The following is a 12697-nucleotide window of genomic DNA, read 5'->3' on the forward strand; positions in this document are numbered from 1 at the left end:
CGGTCATTTCCTTGCCGGTCCCGTCGCCGGGGTTTCCGGCAGCGTCGATTTCGAGGGGAACAGCCAGGCGATCGCACCGGTTGCGACCGCCGAGCAGAGGATGAAGAGGTGCAGCGCGAGCGCCGCCTGCAGGCCGTCCTTCATGGCGATGCCGGAATAAAGCAGCGCCGCGGCGGCGCCCGCCTCATAGGTGCCGAAGCCGGCGACGCCCTGCACCGGAAGGATGGCGGCGGCTTCCGCGCCGACCGCGCCGGGAAAGGCGGTCTGGAACGAGGTGTTGAGCAACATGGCGAGCAGCCAGCCCTGCACGCCGAGCTTCAGTGCCCAGTTGGCGATCGTCCACCACCAGCCATAGCGCGAGCGTCCCGTCGCTTCAGTGAAGATGTCGCGCAATTTGCCGAGTTTCGAGACGATCCTGCCGCCGGCCGTCCAGTCGTGCGGCGCGCGCGCCCAGCGCGGCAAGTACCATGCGGCGGCGATCAGCGCCGCGATACCGGCGGCCCTGAGCGCCGGATGCAGGCCCGGCCAGACCAGGCAGGCCAGCACGCCGACGACGAAGGCGTCCTGCAGCCTGAACCAGAGGAGAGAGGCGCTGGCGCGCACGATCGACACGCCGAACACCTGGCGCAACAGGATCGGGAAGGCCGTCTCGCCGCCACGGAAGGGCACGACATTGATCATCGCATTGTGGATCAGGATGACGCGCAGCACGGCGCCGAAGCGGCCGTTCACGTCGTCGCGGAATTCGTCGCAGACACGCAGCGCCCTGAGCACATAGGTGACGAACAGCGCCGCCGCGACCGCCACGAAAGCGCCGGGCGTGATGGAGGCAAAGGCATCGCCCACCATCTTCCAGCGCTGGTCGCTGGCAAGCCATGCCAGCAGCGCCAGGGTGACGATTATCGATATCGCTCGCTTCAATCAGGTCTCCAATGGGCCGCCCGGTTGGGGGGCGGAAGCGCAATCCGAGGGCCACGCAAGGGCAACTCTCGGATGTCGGCCCGGCCGGCGCCGGTCCGATATCGGATCCGTTCCCGCTTTTTCAAGGCGCTGTTCCTATAGAGCAGCCGCCGCAGCGAATCCATAAGCTTGGTTGGAGCCTCGATCGGCACGGTCAAAAGCGGGCGGGGTTCGGCCCGCCCGCTTTGCCGGATAAGCTATGCTGAGATAAATCTTACTGCCCCCCCATCTCTTTCTTGAACTGGTCGAAATCGACCTGCATGCCGTTGAAGATGGTGCTCCAATGGCGCGTCAGCGCCGCCATGGCGACCGCTTCCTGGATCTCCTCGTCGGTGGCGCCGGCGTGCTTGGCGTTCTCGGTGTCCGACCAGATGCAGTAGCTACAGGGGATCTGCGCCGCGACCGCCAGCGAGATCAGCGACTTCTCCTTTGGCGTCAGCGCCGTCTTGTCGCTGAGCTCGATGGCCTTGACCTCGGCCCACGCGCCGGGCAGACCGGCTTTCGGGAACTGTTTGACGAAGCTCGGCACGCCGCCCATCGTCGACTGGATGTCCTTGAGGGCGGCGTCATAATCATCGGCCCGGGCAGGGGTGGAGGCGAACGCTGCGGCAAACACGCCCGCGGCGGCGATGAGCGAGGCGGAACGAAGGCAGGAATGCACGGTTGAGACGATGCGAATGACTGACATGATGTTCTCCTCTGGTTTTTGTTAGCCTTACGATGTAAGGTGTGCCAAAGATGAACCTTACAGTGTAAGTTGTCAAGCGCGACCATGGATGCATCGAGCAAAAAAAAGCGGACCCGCGGAAAGCTTTCCCGCGAGATGATCGAGGGCGCCGCCTTCGAGGTGATCGAGCAGGAAGGGCTTTCCGGCTTTTCGATGCGCAAGCTCGCCGCCAGGCTCGGCTGCGAGGCGATGAGCATCTACCATCACTTCCCCTCGCAGGCGCATCTCTACGAGGCGCTGGTCGACCGGCAGATGAGCGGGCTTGTTATTCCCGACGACAGTTTGCCATGGCGCGAGCGGGCGCGGATCGGGATGCAGGAGTTCCGCCGTGTCGCCACCGAGCACCCGGCCTTTGCGCCCTTCATCGTCGTCTACCGCATGAACTCGCCGCCCTGCCTTGCCAAGCTGAACGCCATCATCGGCCTGTTCGAGGATGGCGGCTTCGGGCCTGAGCTCAGCGCCCGCCTGTTTCGCGCCGCCGGCTATTATCTGATGGGCGCGATCCTCGACGAGACGGCAGGCTACGCCAAGGGACCTTCGGCGGTCACCACCGTCAGCAACGAGGATCTGGCGCGCGACTATCCGAGCGTTGTCAAAGCCGGCGCCTATTTCGGCGCCGGCGGCTTCGACAAGACTTTCGAGCTTGGCCTGGAAATGTTTCTGGACGAGATGGAGCGGGTCCGCGAAGCTGCCCGAGACGAAAACCGCTAGAGCAATTCCAGGAAAAGTGTGAGCGGTTTTCCGTCCGGAATTGCGTCAGAACCAAGAGATAGAGCGGTTTGCCGTTTCCCTGAAGCGGTGAACCGCTCTAGTAAAAGGGGCGGCAGCCGTGCGCCGAAGAAAACAGCCAAGGGTTTGAATGCGCTTCCTCTCCGTCCTTCTCCTCATCGCCGGTGCCGCCATCGGCATCTTCTATCCCTGGGCGATGAGCAATTTCTCCGGCAATGCGATCGGCACCTACCGCGTCTATGAGAGTGGCCGCTTCCGTCCGGTCACGGTGCAGCTCGCCGCGGGCGACGCGCCGGTGCGGGTGCTGGTCGATCTGACCGCGCGGGCCGAGCGGGTCGCCGGCCAGCAGCGCACGGTGCTGACGCTGACCGCGGCGAGCGGCGGCCGCACGGCGCTGGCGTCGGCGCTCTCCTTCAACCACACCGACACTCCACGCCAGGCCAGCCCGCAGCTGCTGCCCGACAAGATCTTCCGCGACGAGGCCGGCGTCATCGATAGGGTCACGCCCGGTCCTTACGTCTTCGCCGTCGGCCCCGGCGATGCCGACGGCATCGACATGCGCGCGGTCGATCTCATCCTGCGTGCCGGCACCGGCTCGATCGACGAACGCGCGCAGCCGGCCGGCTACACGCTGATGGGCGTCGGCCTTGCCGGACTGGTGCTGTCGCTGGTCTTCGGGCGCCGTGGCGGAGGCCGTCCGCAGAACCCCAATTCGCAGCCGCCACCGCCGCGCTGGGGCCGCAACGGTTCGCCGCGAGCATGATGCCGAAAACTGTGAAGCGGTTTTCGGTCGACATCATGCTCTTTGGAGGTAGGCGCGCATGAACTATCGCCATGCCTATCACGCCGGCAATTTCGCCGATGTCGTCAAGCACGCCGTGCTGGCGCGCCTCGTCGAATATCTCAAGCAGAAGGACAAGGCTTTTCGCGTCGTCGACACCCATGCCGGCATCGGCGGCTACGATCTCGCTTCGGTCGAGGCAGGCAAGACCGGCGAGTGGCAGGGCGGCATCGGCCGGCTCGCCGAAGTGACGCTCGATCCGCGAGCGGCGGCACTGCTCCAGCCCTATCTGGAGGCGGTGCGCGCGCAAAATCCCGACGGCGGGCTCAAGCATTATCCCGGCTCGCCGCTGATCGTTCGCCATCTCCTGCGCAACCAGGATCGGCTGACGGCGATCGAACTGCACCCCAGGGATGCCGCGCGGCTGAAATCCGTCTTCGCCGGCGATTTCCAGGCGAGGGTGATCGAGCTCGACGGCTGGCTGGCGCTCGGCGCGCAATTGCCGCCGAAGGAAAAGCGCGGCCTTGTCCTTATCGATCCGCCCTTCGAGGAGGACGGCGAGTTCTCCAGGCTCGTCGACGGCTTGCGCAAGGCGCATCGGCGCTGGCCGGGCGGCATCTACGCGCTTTGGTATCCGATCAAGGACCGCAAGGCGGTCGCCGCCTTCCGCGCGGCGCTGAAGGAGACAGGCATTCCAAAACTGCTCGACATCGCCTTCGAGATCCGGCCTGCGTCGGACGAGCCCAGCCTCGACGGCAGCGGAATGGTGGTGGTCAATCCGCCCTACACGCTGGAAGGCGAATTGAAAGTCTTGTTGCCCGCGCTCCACAAGGCGCTCGCTGTCCGGCAGCAGTCGCGCTGGTCGCTCGAGTGGCTGGCGGGCGAGTAGGACGACCCGCGTTGCTTAAGCCAGCGCTGTAGGCGTCACGCCGGTCAGCCGCCTGCTTTCGCGGATCAGGTGCGCCTGGTCGGCGTAACCGGCCTCGATGGCGAGCAGCGCGGTCGAGCCTTCACCCTGCCGCTGCAGACGTCGGAAGCGATGGAAGCGCAGGATGCGATCGAGTGTCTTGGGACCATAGCCGAAAGCGTCCTCGAAACGCCGGCGCAGCGTCCGCTCGCTCATATGCAGCTGGCGCTGCAGGAATGGAACCATGGGCGTTTCCGGCGGCAGTCCCTCGTCCAGGACACCAAAGGCCCGGCCCATCTGCGGGTCGAGCGCATCGCGGCCTTCGGTGCGCATGCCGACGGTCTCTTCCAATTGCCGCAGCATGGCCGGCAGGTCGGTCGCAGCCTTGATGCGATCCGACAGTTCGCGGGCGCGCGTCCCCCATAAGTCCTGGAGGTCCAGGCGTCCGCCGACGATTTCGCTGGCTGGCACGCCAAGCCAGCCGGCGGCCGCGCCTGGCCGGAAGCGGAAGCCGACGATCACCGCGCCGGCCAGCGGCGTCTCGATCTGCGGCTCCTTGTCCGGCCCGGCCACGCGGAAGCGGCCGTCGATCCATTGCAGGTCGATCGTCGCGTCCGGCGTGATGACGATTGGCGGAACGACGCGCTCGTCCATGCGGTGGATCCAGATCGCACAGAAGGCATCGGCCAGGCCGCCAGCGACGGGCCGCTCGCGAAAGAAGCCGGTTGTCTGTGCCAGGACCGGTTCCATTCTGTCTCCGATCTGCTCCAGCAGGATTGCCGGATGGGTGCGACGGTCATTTTGGCCGAAATCTTCAATGCCGACCACGTCGTCCATGGCAAAACGGATGGAACTTCACGGCGCTTCACGCGCTCGCATCAGACCGCATCCGTTTGCGACTGTGGTCTCGAATATAGAAAGGAGTGAGAGAAATGAAAGCTCGCATCACCGTACTGACGCTTGGCGTCGATGACCTGGAGGCCTCGCTCAGATTCTATCGCGACGGCCTCGGCCTGCCGACCGAAGGCATCATCGGCCGCGAATTCGAGCATGGCGCCGTCGCCTTCTTCGATCTCGCCGGCGGCTTGAAATTCGCCATCTACGAGCGTGCCAACATCGCCTGGGATGCCACGGTGCCGCAAAGCGGCCGCAGCCCGACCGAATTGACCATCGGCCACAATGTCGGCAGCGGGGCCGAGGTCGACGCCGTGATGGCCCAAGCTGTCAAGGCCGGCGCGCGCGTGGTCAAGCCAGCGCAAAAGGCGTTCTGGGGCGGCTATGCCGGCTACTTCCAGGATCCCGACGATCATCTGTGGGAGGTCGTCTACAACCCGGCCTTCGTTCCTGAGGACTGAACGAAGTACATCATCGAGAGGAAGCCGCCATGCCTGCTCAAATCGTTCAAGCGCTCGGCGCTCTCCTCATCGGTGGCGTGTTCGTCTTTGCCGGCATCGAGCATTTCGTGAAATTCATGGCGATGCGCGACTATCTGGCCGCCCAGAGATTTCCGGCTCCGGCCTTGATGCTTGCCGCCGGTTCGGCGGTCGAGGTCATTGCCGGCTTCCTGCTTGCCGTTGGCATGGCCCGGTCCTTCGCCGCCGGCGCGCTGATCGTCTTCACGCTGGCGACGAACTTCATGCTGCTGCGTTTCTGGGCCAGCGAGGAGCCGGAGCGCCAGGTGCTGCGCAATGCGTTCCTGATCAACATTGCCGTTATCGGCGGGCTGCTGCTTGCCGGTACTGGCTGATCAGCCGGCGGCCATCGGAACGAAGTTTTGCGGAAACCCCAAAGTCTCTTCCGAAAAACCTTTATTTCGCGACCGCTTGACCGCCGCCAAGCGAATCCGCACAGTGCGCGGAACTGACCTTGAGAGGCTGTCATGACTCGCTTCGCCCATTCCGCCCTTGCCGCGCTGGTTGCGCTGTCCACTCCTTTTGCCACTCCGCTGGGCTTCAGCCAGGCGGCGCAGGCCGCCGACCTTTCCGTCTACAGTGGCGACGATGGCAGCGTCTGCGGCGAAAGCTGGGTGCTGAACAAGATCACCGACCGCTTCTCCTATCAGGTGCATCACGTGCCGCATCTGCCGGACGTCGCCATCGCCGATTTCCGCAACATCCGCCAGCATCGCTACGAGCCGGCGAGCGACGAATGGCCGATCGGCCGCCACTACTGCCGCGCCACGGTCAACCTGTCGGACGGCCGCGACCGCTCGATCTTCTATCTGATCGAGGAAGGCCAGGGCTTTGCCTCGATCGGCGACAATGTCGAATTCTGCGTCTCGGGCTTCGACCGCTGGCTGGTCTATAACGGCCGTTGCCGCGTGCTGCGGTAGGCTGTGCCGATATTCAGGTGATGCCGGCCTGCGAATGGCGGCGCCCTCCGCTTCCGGTGCTCACGTACTTTAAGTACGCTCCGCTCCGGTGCACGGACGCCGGCATTCTCGACTCGGCCTGACCTGAATCTCGACACACCCCGGCACTTAACTTCTTACGTCAGGCTCGGGCCAGCCCGCGCAAGCAGCAGCGCGCGCTCCCGCTCGTTGCCGGTCAGCTCGGCGGCGCGGCGGAATTCGGCGCGGGCCTCCTCCATCCGTCCGAGCTTCGCCAACAGGTCGCCGCGCACCGTCGGCAACAGATGCGCATCCTTCAGCCGCGGCTCGTCCCGCAGCGCATCGGCGATGGCCAGCCCTTGCGCCGGCCCGAACGCCATGCCGGCCGCGACCGCCCGGTTGACCTCGACAATGGGCGAGGGGGCCGCCAGCGCGAGCGCCTGGTAATAGGCGGCAATGGCAATCCAGTCGATGTCGGCCGCGCTCATCGCGCGGGCATGGCAGGCGGCAATCATCGCCTGCAGTTGATAAGGACCCGGCGTCGGCGTGAGCGCCATCGCGCGTTTCAGCCCGTCGAGGCCGCGCCGGATCAGCGACCAGTCCCAGCGCCCGCGGTCCTGGTCGAGCAGCAGGATCGGGTTGCCCGCGCCGTCGGTGCGGGCGCCGAAGCGCGAGGCGCTGAGTTCCATCAGCGACAGGAGTCCGATCGCCTCCGGTTGCTCCGGCGTCAGCGCCGCGAGCAGGCGGCCGAGGCGCATTGCTTCGTTGCTGAGATCGATGCGCAGCCAGTCCGGTCCGGAGGAAGCGACATAGCCTTCGTTGAAGATCAGATAGATCACTTCCAGCACGGCGCCCAGGCGCTCGCGCCGCTCTTGCCCGCGCGGCGTCTCGAAGGCGATGCCGGCATCGCGCAGTGTCCGCTTGGCGCGCACGATGCGCTGGGCGACGGTAGCCTCCGGCACCAGGAAGGCGCGTGCGATCTCCGGCACCGAAAGCCCGCCGAGCATTCTAAGCGCGAGAGCCGCGCGCTGCTCGGCCGGCAGCATCGGATGGCAAGAGGTGAAGATCAGCCGCAACAGATCGTCGTCGATATCCTCGTCGAGCGCCGCCTCGATATCGGGCATCGCGCGCTCCAGCTCGGCGAGATCGACGGCCAGCTGCCGATGCTTGCCGTCGATCAGCACGGTGCGGCGCAGCCGGTCGAGCGCCCGGTTTGTGGCGACCCTGGTCAGCCAGGCGGCCGGGTTATGCGGAATGCCGTCCCGGGGCCAGCGCTCCAGCGCCTGCACGAAGGCATCCTGCACCACTTCCTCGGCTAGTCCGACATCGCGCAGGGTGCGGGTGAGCCTGGCGGCGAGCTTCGGCTGCTCGATCCGCCAGACCGCTTCGATCGCCGCCGTGGCGGTCAACCCTTCAGCTCGTCGAACCCGTCGACGACCTTCTGGACGTCCTCGGGAAAATCGTTCATCTCGAAAACGCGCCGGACCTCGATGACGTCGTTCTCGCCGGCGGGGCAGCGGCGTGCCCATTCGATGGCTTCCTCGGGCGAGCGCACGTCGATCACCCAATAACCGCCGAGCACTTCCTTGACCTCGGCGAAGGGGCCATCGGTGACGGCCGGCTTGCCGCCCTTGAAGGAGACCCGCGCGCCCGATGACGGCGGATGCAGCCCGTCGAGCGCAAGCAGCACGCCGGCCCGCTTCAGCTCTTCATTGTATTTCATCATCGTCGCCACGGCTTCCGCCTCGGGCCTGACGTCGGGAGCCGCGGTCGCGTAGCCGCCGGGGATCATCAGCATCATGAAACGCATCTCGAATTCCTTCGGTTGGTTGGTTGCGATGATACGACGAACGGGGAACGGCGGAATCGACAGGCGATGCGAAAATTATTGCGGCGCCGGTGACCGGCGAAGAGGCGCGTTGGCACACGGGCCGCCGCCAGCCGCACACGCTTGCTCAGGCTGCCTTGCCGCCCGATACGTAGGCCGAGATCAGCTCGACAAGCTGCTTCTGCAATTCCGGCGCGTCGAGCATGTTGCGGCGTGCCGCGTTGTGGATCACGCCTTCGACTGCCGAGGAGAGCACGCGCGCCATCGTCTCGGTATCCTTGCGGCGCTTGCGGTACTGCGCGACCGCCGCCGCATAATGTTCGAGATAGCGCGCCTGGAACGAGGCGTGCGCGGCGCGCGAGCCGCGGTCGCCCGGCGCCTCGTCGAGCAGCACCTGGTGCAGCGTCGGATGGATCGAGTGCGCGCCGATCATGCCGCGCACCAGCTCGCGCGCGAATTGCCTCAGCGGCTTCTCGTCCGTCGCCGCTTCGCGAATCACCGACAGCACATGATCGAAGTGACGGCGCCGGATCGCTTCGACCAGAGCGAGCTTGTCGGGAAAATATTGATAGAGCGAGCCGATGCTGACGCCCGCGGCCTCCGCCACCTTGTTGGTGGAAAAGCCCGCCCAGCCGAGCTCGCTCAGAACGTGAGCACCGGCTTCGATGATTGCCTCCACGGTAGCGATCGAACGCGCCTGGCGCGGCTGCTTGCGCATGCGTGCGGCCGGCTTTGCAATGCGAGTAGACATGCTAGCCCGTCTCCCGAGAATATAAACAGGATACTCACATTCATTTCACCAACGCAAATGGGCTGCGAAGATGAGTGCCAAGACCTTGCTGAAGGGCATGCTTGCCCATCAAGCCTGGGCGAACGATGAGCTCGTGGAGAAGCTTGTCGGGTTGGACTCGTCAGGCGATGCCGGGGAACGCCACGCCGCGATCCGCCTGATGAACCATATCCATGTCGTGTCGCGGATTTTTGCCGCGCACCTGAACGGGGTTGCCCACGGCTATGCGAGCGACGCGCCCGAGCCGCGCGCGTTGCGCGTCGCCGTGGCCGAAGTCGACGGCTGGTATCTCGACTATCTCGAAACCGTTCCGGAGCAAGAGCTTGCCGCCCCGGTCGCCTTCACCTTCACCGACGGCGACCAGGGCTGCATGACGCGGCAGGAGATGCTGACCCATATCGTCTTGCACGGCAGCTACCATCGCGGCGAGATCGGCTGCATGCTGGCCGGGATCGCGGTTTCGCCGCCCTGGGATACCTACGCCGTCCATCTGCATCGGGCCGAACCGGCACGCCGCCTGCAGCGCGGGCGCCAACCGGCGGACGTTTGATCGCAGCGCCAGAATATGAGCTTCAAGCTCGCTTTATGCATCGCAAGCTTTCGTCGATTCGCGTGCCCGGTTTCATCTGTAGATGTTTCTGCTGGACAAGATGAAGCGAGCGTTCGGCTGCTCACCCTCTATTGTGAGCAATGCGCTCACATTCCGATATAGGCTTATGCTATGGGCCGATGGTTGATCGGGCGATAGAAGCTGCGCGAAAATCTGTGGGCCGGGCCGTCACTTCGAAAGTGACAGATTCGCTCACAATTTTTCAACGAGATGCGCTTCGTGTAACCAAAATTCAATAACTGAAAATCATTGTGTTGCTTCGCTGGCTAGACAGTCGCGAGTCAGATATGCATAGAGACGCCGGGTCACTCACGACCATTGGCAAAACGCAAGGGGCATCGCATGGCAAAGACGACAACCAAGGCGCCGGCGGCGAAAGCGCCGGCAAAGAAGCCGGCAGCTAAGGCTGCCGCGAAACCTGCAGCAGTGAAGAAGGCAGCGGCACCGAAGGCAGCCGCCAAGGCTCCGGCCAAGGCAGCAGCGAAGCCGGCGGCTAAGGCTGCGGCCAAGCCCGCCGCCAAGAAGCCGGCAGCGAAGGCCGCGGCCAAGCCCGCCGCCAAGGCAGCGGCGAAGCCTGCCGCCAAGAAGCCGGCAGCGAAGGCCGCGGCCAGGCCCGCCGCCAAGGCTCCGCTGAAGGCCGCCGCCGCCAAGGCGCCGGCAGCCGTGAAGAAGGCAGCTCCGGCGAAGAAGCCGGCCGCCAAGAAGTGATCGCGTAGCTTCGCTCGCGAACCGCAATAGGTGAGGGCGGGTGCCACCCAGGCACCCCTCTCGCCAATTCGGTGTCAAGGCGAGCGGAGTCGGAGCGGACGCTCCTCCTAAAGCTCTCGGAAATTTTGCCGCCAAGCAAAACTTCCGGGAGCTTTTTCTTTGCGGGTGCGCGCGCCGGCAGGATGCATTGGCCAATCCGGATTGGCCGGCTGGCCGTTGCCCTTCGGACGCGGATCGGTCAACAGTGCCGCAAACAACTGGGAACCCGATCATGCCGAAACTGCTCTATGCTTCCACATCCCCTTACAGTTCGAAGGTTCGCATGGCGGCCGTCTATGCCGGCATCGCCATCGACCTCGTGCCGGTCAAGACGGAGGACAAGCCCGCCGAGCTGATCTCGGCCAACCCGCTCGGCAAGATCCCGGTGCTGGTGCTGGAGGACGGCCGCTCGATCTATGACAGCCGCACCATTACCCAGCATCTCAACCGGCTGTCGAAGAACGCGCTGTTGCCGCGCAATCCCGACAAGCGGCTCGAGGCGGAGGTTCTCGAGGCGCTTGCGGACGGCATCTGCGACTGCGCGCTGTCGATGGTCTATGAGCGCCGCACGCGGCCGGAGGCAATGGTCTACCAGCCCTGGCTCGACCGCCAGTGGACCAAGATCACCACCGCGCTCGACCTCATCAACGCCAACCCGCCGAAACTGCCGAAGAAGATCACCGCTGGCCACATGGCGCTGCGTGCGACCCTTGGCTATCTCGCGTTGCGCTTTTCCGGCCAATGGGAGAAGGGCCGCAGCCGGCTCGTGCGCTGGGCCGCGCGGTTTGATGAGAAGTTTCCGGAATTGAAGGGCAGCGTGCCGGGGTAAGGCGCGCCCACCTTCTCCCCTTGTGGGAGAAGGTGGATCGGCGCGATGTGCGTCAAGCTGGAGCACCCCTCATCCGTCCGAGCTTCGCTCGGCCACCTTCTCCCACAAGGGGAGAAGAGGAAGATCGCACCGCCTTGAACGCCGCCCGCTTCCATGCTTGCCTGACATCACCCAAGTCGGAGTGGTGAGCATGGCAAAGCCCTCAACCAGTGTCGCGCCGGACCCGATGGTCGCACGCCTGCGCGCTGCCCTCGGCCGGCGCGCCTTCACCGAGCAGAAGATGTTCGGCGGCACCTGTTTCATGATCAACGGCAACATGCTGATCGGCACCTCGAAGCGGGGGCTTCTGGTGCGCGTCGGCAAGGGCGCGCATGCGGCCGCCGCGGCGCTTCCTCATGCGGGCCCGATGGAGATGGGCGGACGCTCGATGGAAGGCTATATCCGCGTCGCGCCCGAAGGCACCGCGATCGATGCCGATCTTGCCGGCTGGCTCGCTCGCGGGCTGGCTTTCGTCGAGACGCTGCCGCCGAAGGCAAAGGCCAAACCGCCGAAGAGGCCGAAATGAGGACCGATTGAGGGGCCCGCAACCCTTGTCGGTTTTCGCGGACACAAAAAAACCGGGCGCAAGGCCCGGCTTTTCCGTGTCGTGGCTTCTACGACTTAGAACTTCATACCGACGCCGAACGTGACGCGGTTGTCCGAAGACTTGACCTTGCCCGTGTCGCCGAAGTTCTTGCTGCCGTAGTCGGTGTAGCGATACTCGACGCGGCCGAACACGTTGTCCGTGATCTTGATGTCGGTACCGGCACCGGCCGTCCAGCCGAGCATGGCCTTGCTGTCGTTCACGCCGCTGACGCTGTCGTCGATCTTCTGGTTCTTGGCAGCGAGACCGCCCGTGCCGTAGAGCAGGATTTCCGGGGTCACGGCATAGCCGAGGCGAGCACGCAGCGAGCCTTCGATGCCGGTCTTGGCGGAAAGGCCATTGTCCGAACCCTTGGTGCCGTTGTAGCCGAGGTCGGCTTCAGCACCGTATACGAAGTTGTCCTGCTGCCAGTTGTAGCCGCCGAAAACGCCGCCGATGAAGCCCTTGGTCTTGGCGTCGACGCCCGGGGCCTTCACATGGCCGCCGAAGCCGTAGCCCAGATTGATACCGGCATAGGGGCCGGCCCAGGAAGCGACCGGAAGCTCGGCAACCGGGGCGGGAGCCGGCGGCTCTTCGGAAACGACGTCGGCCGCGAAGGCGGTGCCAGCAAAGGCGAACAGCCCGAGCGCAGCGGCAAGCGGCGCGAATTTAAGATTGGTCTTCATTGTTCTACTCCTTAAGCCACAAGACACTTAGGCTTGTTTGTCATGAAACGCCCCGGCCCGTCCGGGGGGATAAACGAGCTTGGCGTTCAACGGTTCCAAATGTCGTGCTGAAATGCGGCTGAAGCGAACCTGAACTTGGGTCATTCCCCGGC

Annotated in this window: 17 protein-coding genes; 10 read left to right on the top strand and 7 right to left on the bottom strand. The window is 64.9% G+C overall.

All coding sequences use genetic code 11. The features are described from left to right. Positions 1–3 precede the first annotated feature (3 nt). Positions 4–921 (bottom strand): lysylphosphatidylglycerol synthase domain-containing protein, encoded by a 918-nt coding sequence (locus LB572_RS19540; protein WP_224668860.1) that lies wholly within the window; start codon positions 919–921, stop codon positions 4–6. Between the two features lie 253 nt (positions 922–1174). Beyond that, entirely contained in the window at positions 1175–1648 is a 474-nt protein-coding gene (locus tag LB572_RS19545; protein WP_140807456.1) for a carboxymuconolactone decarboxylase family protein, read from the bottom strand. Between the two features lie 135 nt (positions 1649–1783). Between LB572_RS19545 and LB572_RS19550 the strand changes: the two genes are divergently transcribed. The 3 genes from LB572_RS19550 to LB572_RS19560 all read left to right on the top strand — a co-directional run bounded on the left by LB572_RS19550 (position 1784) and on the right by LB572_RS19560 (position 4086). Continuing rightward, complete coding sequence (locus tag LB572_RS19550; protein ID WP_224668861.1) at positions 1784–2398, top strand: TetR/AcrR family transcriptional regulator; 615 nt, start codon at positions 1784–1786, stop codon at positions 2396–2398. A 148-nt stretch (positions 2399–2546) separates the two neighbouring features. Further along, the gene (locus LB572_RS19555) at positions 2547–3179 is read left to right on the top strand and encodes a hypothetical protein (RefSeq protein WP_224668862.1); all 633 of its coding nucleotides are present in this window, start codon (positions 2547–2549) and stop codon (positions 3177–3179) included. Positions 3180–3237: 58 nt separating this feature from the next. Continuing rightward, on the top strand, positions 3238–4086 hold the full coding sequence (locus LB572_RS19560; protein ID WP_224668863.1) for a 23S rRNA (adenine(2030)-N(6))-methyltransferase RlmJ: 849 nt from the start codon (positions 3238–3240) through the stop codon (positions 4084–4086). 15 nt (positions 4087–4101) lie between these two features. Here the strand turns inward: LB572_RS19560 and LB572_RS19565 are convergent, their stop codons facing one another. Further along, positions 4102–4854: an AraC family transcriptional regulator gene (locus LB572_RS19565; RefSeq protein ID WP_140807452.1), complete on the bottom strand. Its 753-nt coding sequence runs from the start codon at positions 4852–4854 to the stop codon at positions 4102–4104. A 182-nt stretch (positions 4855–5036) separates the two neighbouring features. On the opposite strand from LB572_RS19565, the gene LB572_RS19570 reads away from it, so the two are divergent. From LB572_RS19570 to LB572_RS19580, 3 genes are all read left to right on the top strand, one after another. Next, the gene (locus tag LB572_RS19570; RefSeq protein WP_140807451.1) at positions 5037–5459 is read left to right on the top strand and encodes a VOC family protein; all 423 of its coding nucleotides are present in this window, start codon (positions 5037–5039) and stop codon (positions 5457–5459) included. 29 nt (positions 5460–5488) lie between these two features. Continuing rightward, a complete protein-coding gene (locus tag LB572_RS19575; protein ID WP_224668864.1) occupies positions 5489–5851 on the top strand; it encodes a DoxX family protein in 363 nt (120 codons plus the stop codon). A 132-nt stretch (positions 5852–5983) separates the two neighbouring features. After that, complete coding sequence (locus LB572_RS19580) at positions 5984–6436, top strand: hypothetical protein (RefSeq protein WP_140807449.1); 453 nt, start codon at positions 5984–5986, stop codon at positions 6434–6436. Between the two features lie 155 nt (positions 6437–6591). Here the strand turns inward: LB572_RS19580 and LB572_RS19585 are convergent, their stop codons facing one another. From LB572_RS19585 to LB572_RS19595, 3 genes are all read right to left on the bottom strand, one after another. Further along, positions 6592–7842: an RNA polymerase sigma factor gene (locus tag LB572_RS19585; protein WP_224668865.1), complete on the bottom strand. Its 1251-nt coding sequence runs from the start codon at positions 7840–7842 to the stop codon at positions 6592–6594. Then, entirely contained in the window at positions 7839–8243 is a 405-nt protein-coding gene (locus tag LB572_RS19590) for a YciI family protein (RefSeq protein WP_224668866.1), read from the bottom strand. The genes LB572_RS19585 and LB572_RS19590 overlap by 4 nt, the downstream gene beginning before the upstream one ends. 145 nt (positions 8244–8388) lie before the next feature. Then, a complete protein-coding gene (locus LB572_RS19595; RefSeq protein ID WP_224668926.1) occupies positions 8389–8979 on the bottom strand; it encodes a TetR/AcrR family transcriptional regulator in 591 nt (196 codons plus the stop codon). A gap of 103 nt (positions 8980–9082) precedes the next feature. On the opposite strand from LB572_RS19595, the gene LB572_RS19600 reads away from it, so the two are divergent. From LB572_RS19600 to LB572_RS19615, 4 genes are all read left to right on the top strand, one after another. Beyond that, positions 9083–9601: a DinB family protein gene (locus tag LB572_RS19600; RefSeq protein ID WP_224668867.1), complete on the top strand. Its 519-nt coding sequence runs from the start codon at positions 9083–9085 to the stop codon at positions 9599–9601. Positions 9602–10003: 402 nt separating this feature from the next. Continuing rightward, positions 10004–10369 carry a hypothetical protein gene (locus tag LB572_RS19605; protein ID WP_181179718.1) on the top strand — a complete coding sequence of 122 codons (366 nt, stop codon included), beginning with the start codon at positions 10004–10006 and terminating at the stop codon, positions 10367–10369. Positions 10370–10640: 271 nt separating this feature from the next. Beyond that, positions 10641–11237, top strand: coding sequence for a glutathione S-transferase family protein (locus tag LB572_RS19610; protein ID WP_224668868.1), 597 nt, complete (start codon positions 10641–10643; stop codon positions 11235–11237). A gap of 190 nt (positions 11238–11427) precedes the next feature. Then, entirely contained in the window at positions 11428–11802 is a 375-nt protein-coding gene (locus LB572_RS19615) for a TfoX/Sxy family protein (RefSeq protein ID WP_140807444.1), read from the top strand. A 95-nt stretch (positions 11803–11897) separates the two neighbouring features. Here LB572_RS19615 and LB572_RS19620 read toward each other — a convergent pair whose 3' ends face one another. Continuing rightward, positions 11898–12545, bottom strand: a complete 648-nt coding sequence (locus LB572_RS19620; protein WP_140807443.1) for an outer membrane protein — start codon at positions 12543–12545, stop codon at positions 11898–11900. Positions 12546–12697 lie beyond the last annotated feature (152 nt).

The organism is Mesorhizobium sp. BH1-1-5, from assembly GCF_020165615.1.
Lineage (GTDB): Bacteria > Pseudomonadota > Alphaproteobacteria > Rhizobiales > Rhizobiaceae > Mesorhizobium.

Bases quoted from the DNA above. Each gene is read 5' to 3' on its own strand.
- LB572_RS19545 (WP_140807456.1), bottom strand. From the start codon at position 1,648: ATGTCAGTCATTCGCATCGTCTCAACCGTGCATTCCTGCCTTCGTTCC.
- LB572_RS19550 (WP_224668861.1), top strand. From the start codon at position 1,784: ATGATCGAGGGCGCCGCCTTCGAGGTGATCGAGCAGGAAGGGCTTTCC.
- LB572_RS19555 (WP_224668862.1), top strand. From the start codon at position 2,547: ATGCGCTTCCTCTCCGTCCTTCTCCTCATCGCCGGTGCCGCCATCGGC.
- LB572_RS19560 (WP_224668863.1), top strand. From the start codon at position 3,238: ATGAACTATCGCCATGCCTATCACGCCGGCAATTTCGCCGATGTCGTC.
- LB572_RS19565 (WP_140807452.1), bottom strand. From the start codon at position 4,854: ATGGAACCGGTCCTGGCACAGACAACCGGCTTCTTTCGCGAGCGGCCC.
- LB572_RS19570 (WP_140807451.1), top strand. From the start codon at position 5,037: ATGAAAGCTCGCATCACCGTACTGACGCTTGGCGTCGATGACCTGGAG.
- LB572_RS19575 (WP_224668864.1), top strand. From the start codon at position 5,489: ATGCCTGCTCAAATCGTTCAAGCGCTCGGCGCTCTCCTCATCGGTGGC.
- LB572_RS19580 (WP_140807449.1), top strand. From the start codon at position 5,984: ATGACTCGCTTCGCCCATTCCGCCCTTGCCGCGCTGGTTGCGCTGTCC.
- LB572_RS19590 (WP_224668866.1), bottom strand. From the start codon at position 8,243: ATGCGTTTCATGATGCTGATGATCCCCGGCGGCTACGCGACCGCGGCT.
- LB572_RS19595 (WP_224668926.1), bottom strand. From the start codon at position 8,979: ATGCGCAAGCAGCCGCGCCAGGCGCGTTCGATCGCTACCGTGGAGGCA.
- LB572_RS19600 (WP_224668867.1), top strand. From the start codon at position 9,083: ATGAGTGCCAAGACCTTGCTGAAGGGCATGCTTGCCCATCAAGCCTGG.
- LB572_RS19605 (WP_181179718.1), top strand. From the start codon at position 10,004: ATGGCAAAGACGACAACCAAGGCGCCGGCGGCGAAAGCGCCGGCAAAG.
- LB572_RS19610 (WP_224668868.1), top strand. From the start codon at position 10,641: ATGCCGAAACTGCTCTATGCTTCCACATCCCCTTACAGTTCGAAGGTT.
- LB572_RS19615 (WP_140807444.1), top strand. From the start codon at position 11,428: ATGGCAAAGCCCTCAACCAGTGTCGCGCCGGACCCGATGGTCGCACGC.
- LB572_RS19620 (WP_140807443.1), bottom strand. From the start codon at position 12,545: ATGAAGACCAATCTTAAATTCGCGCCGCTTGCCGCTGCGCTCGGGCTG.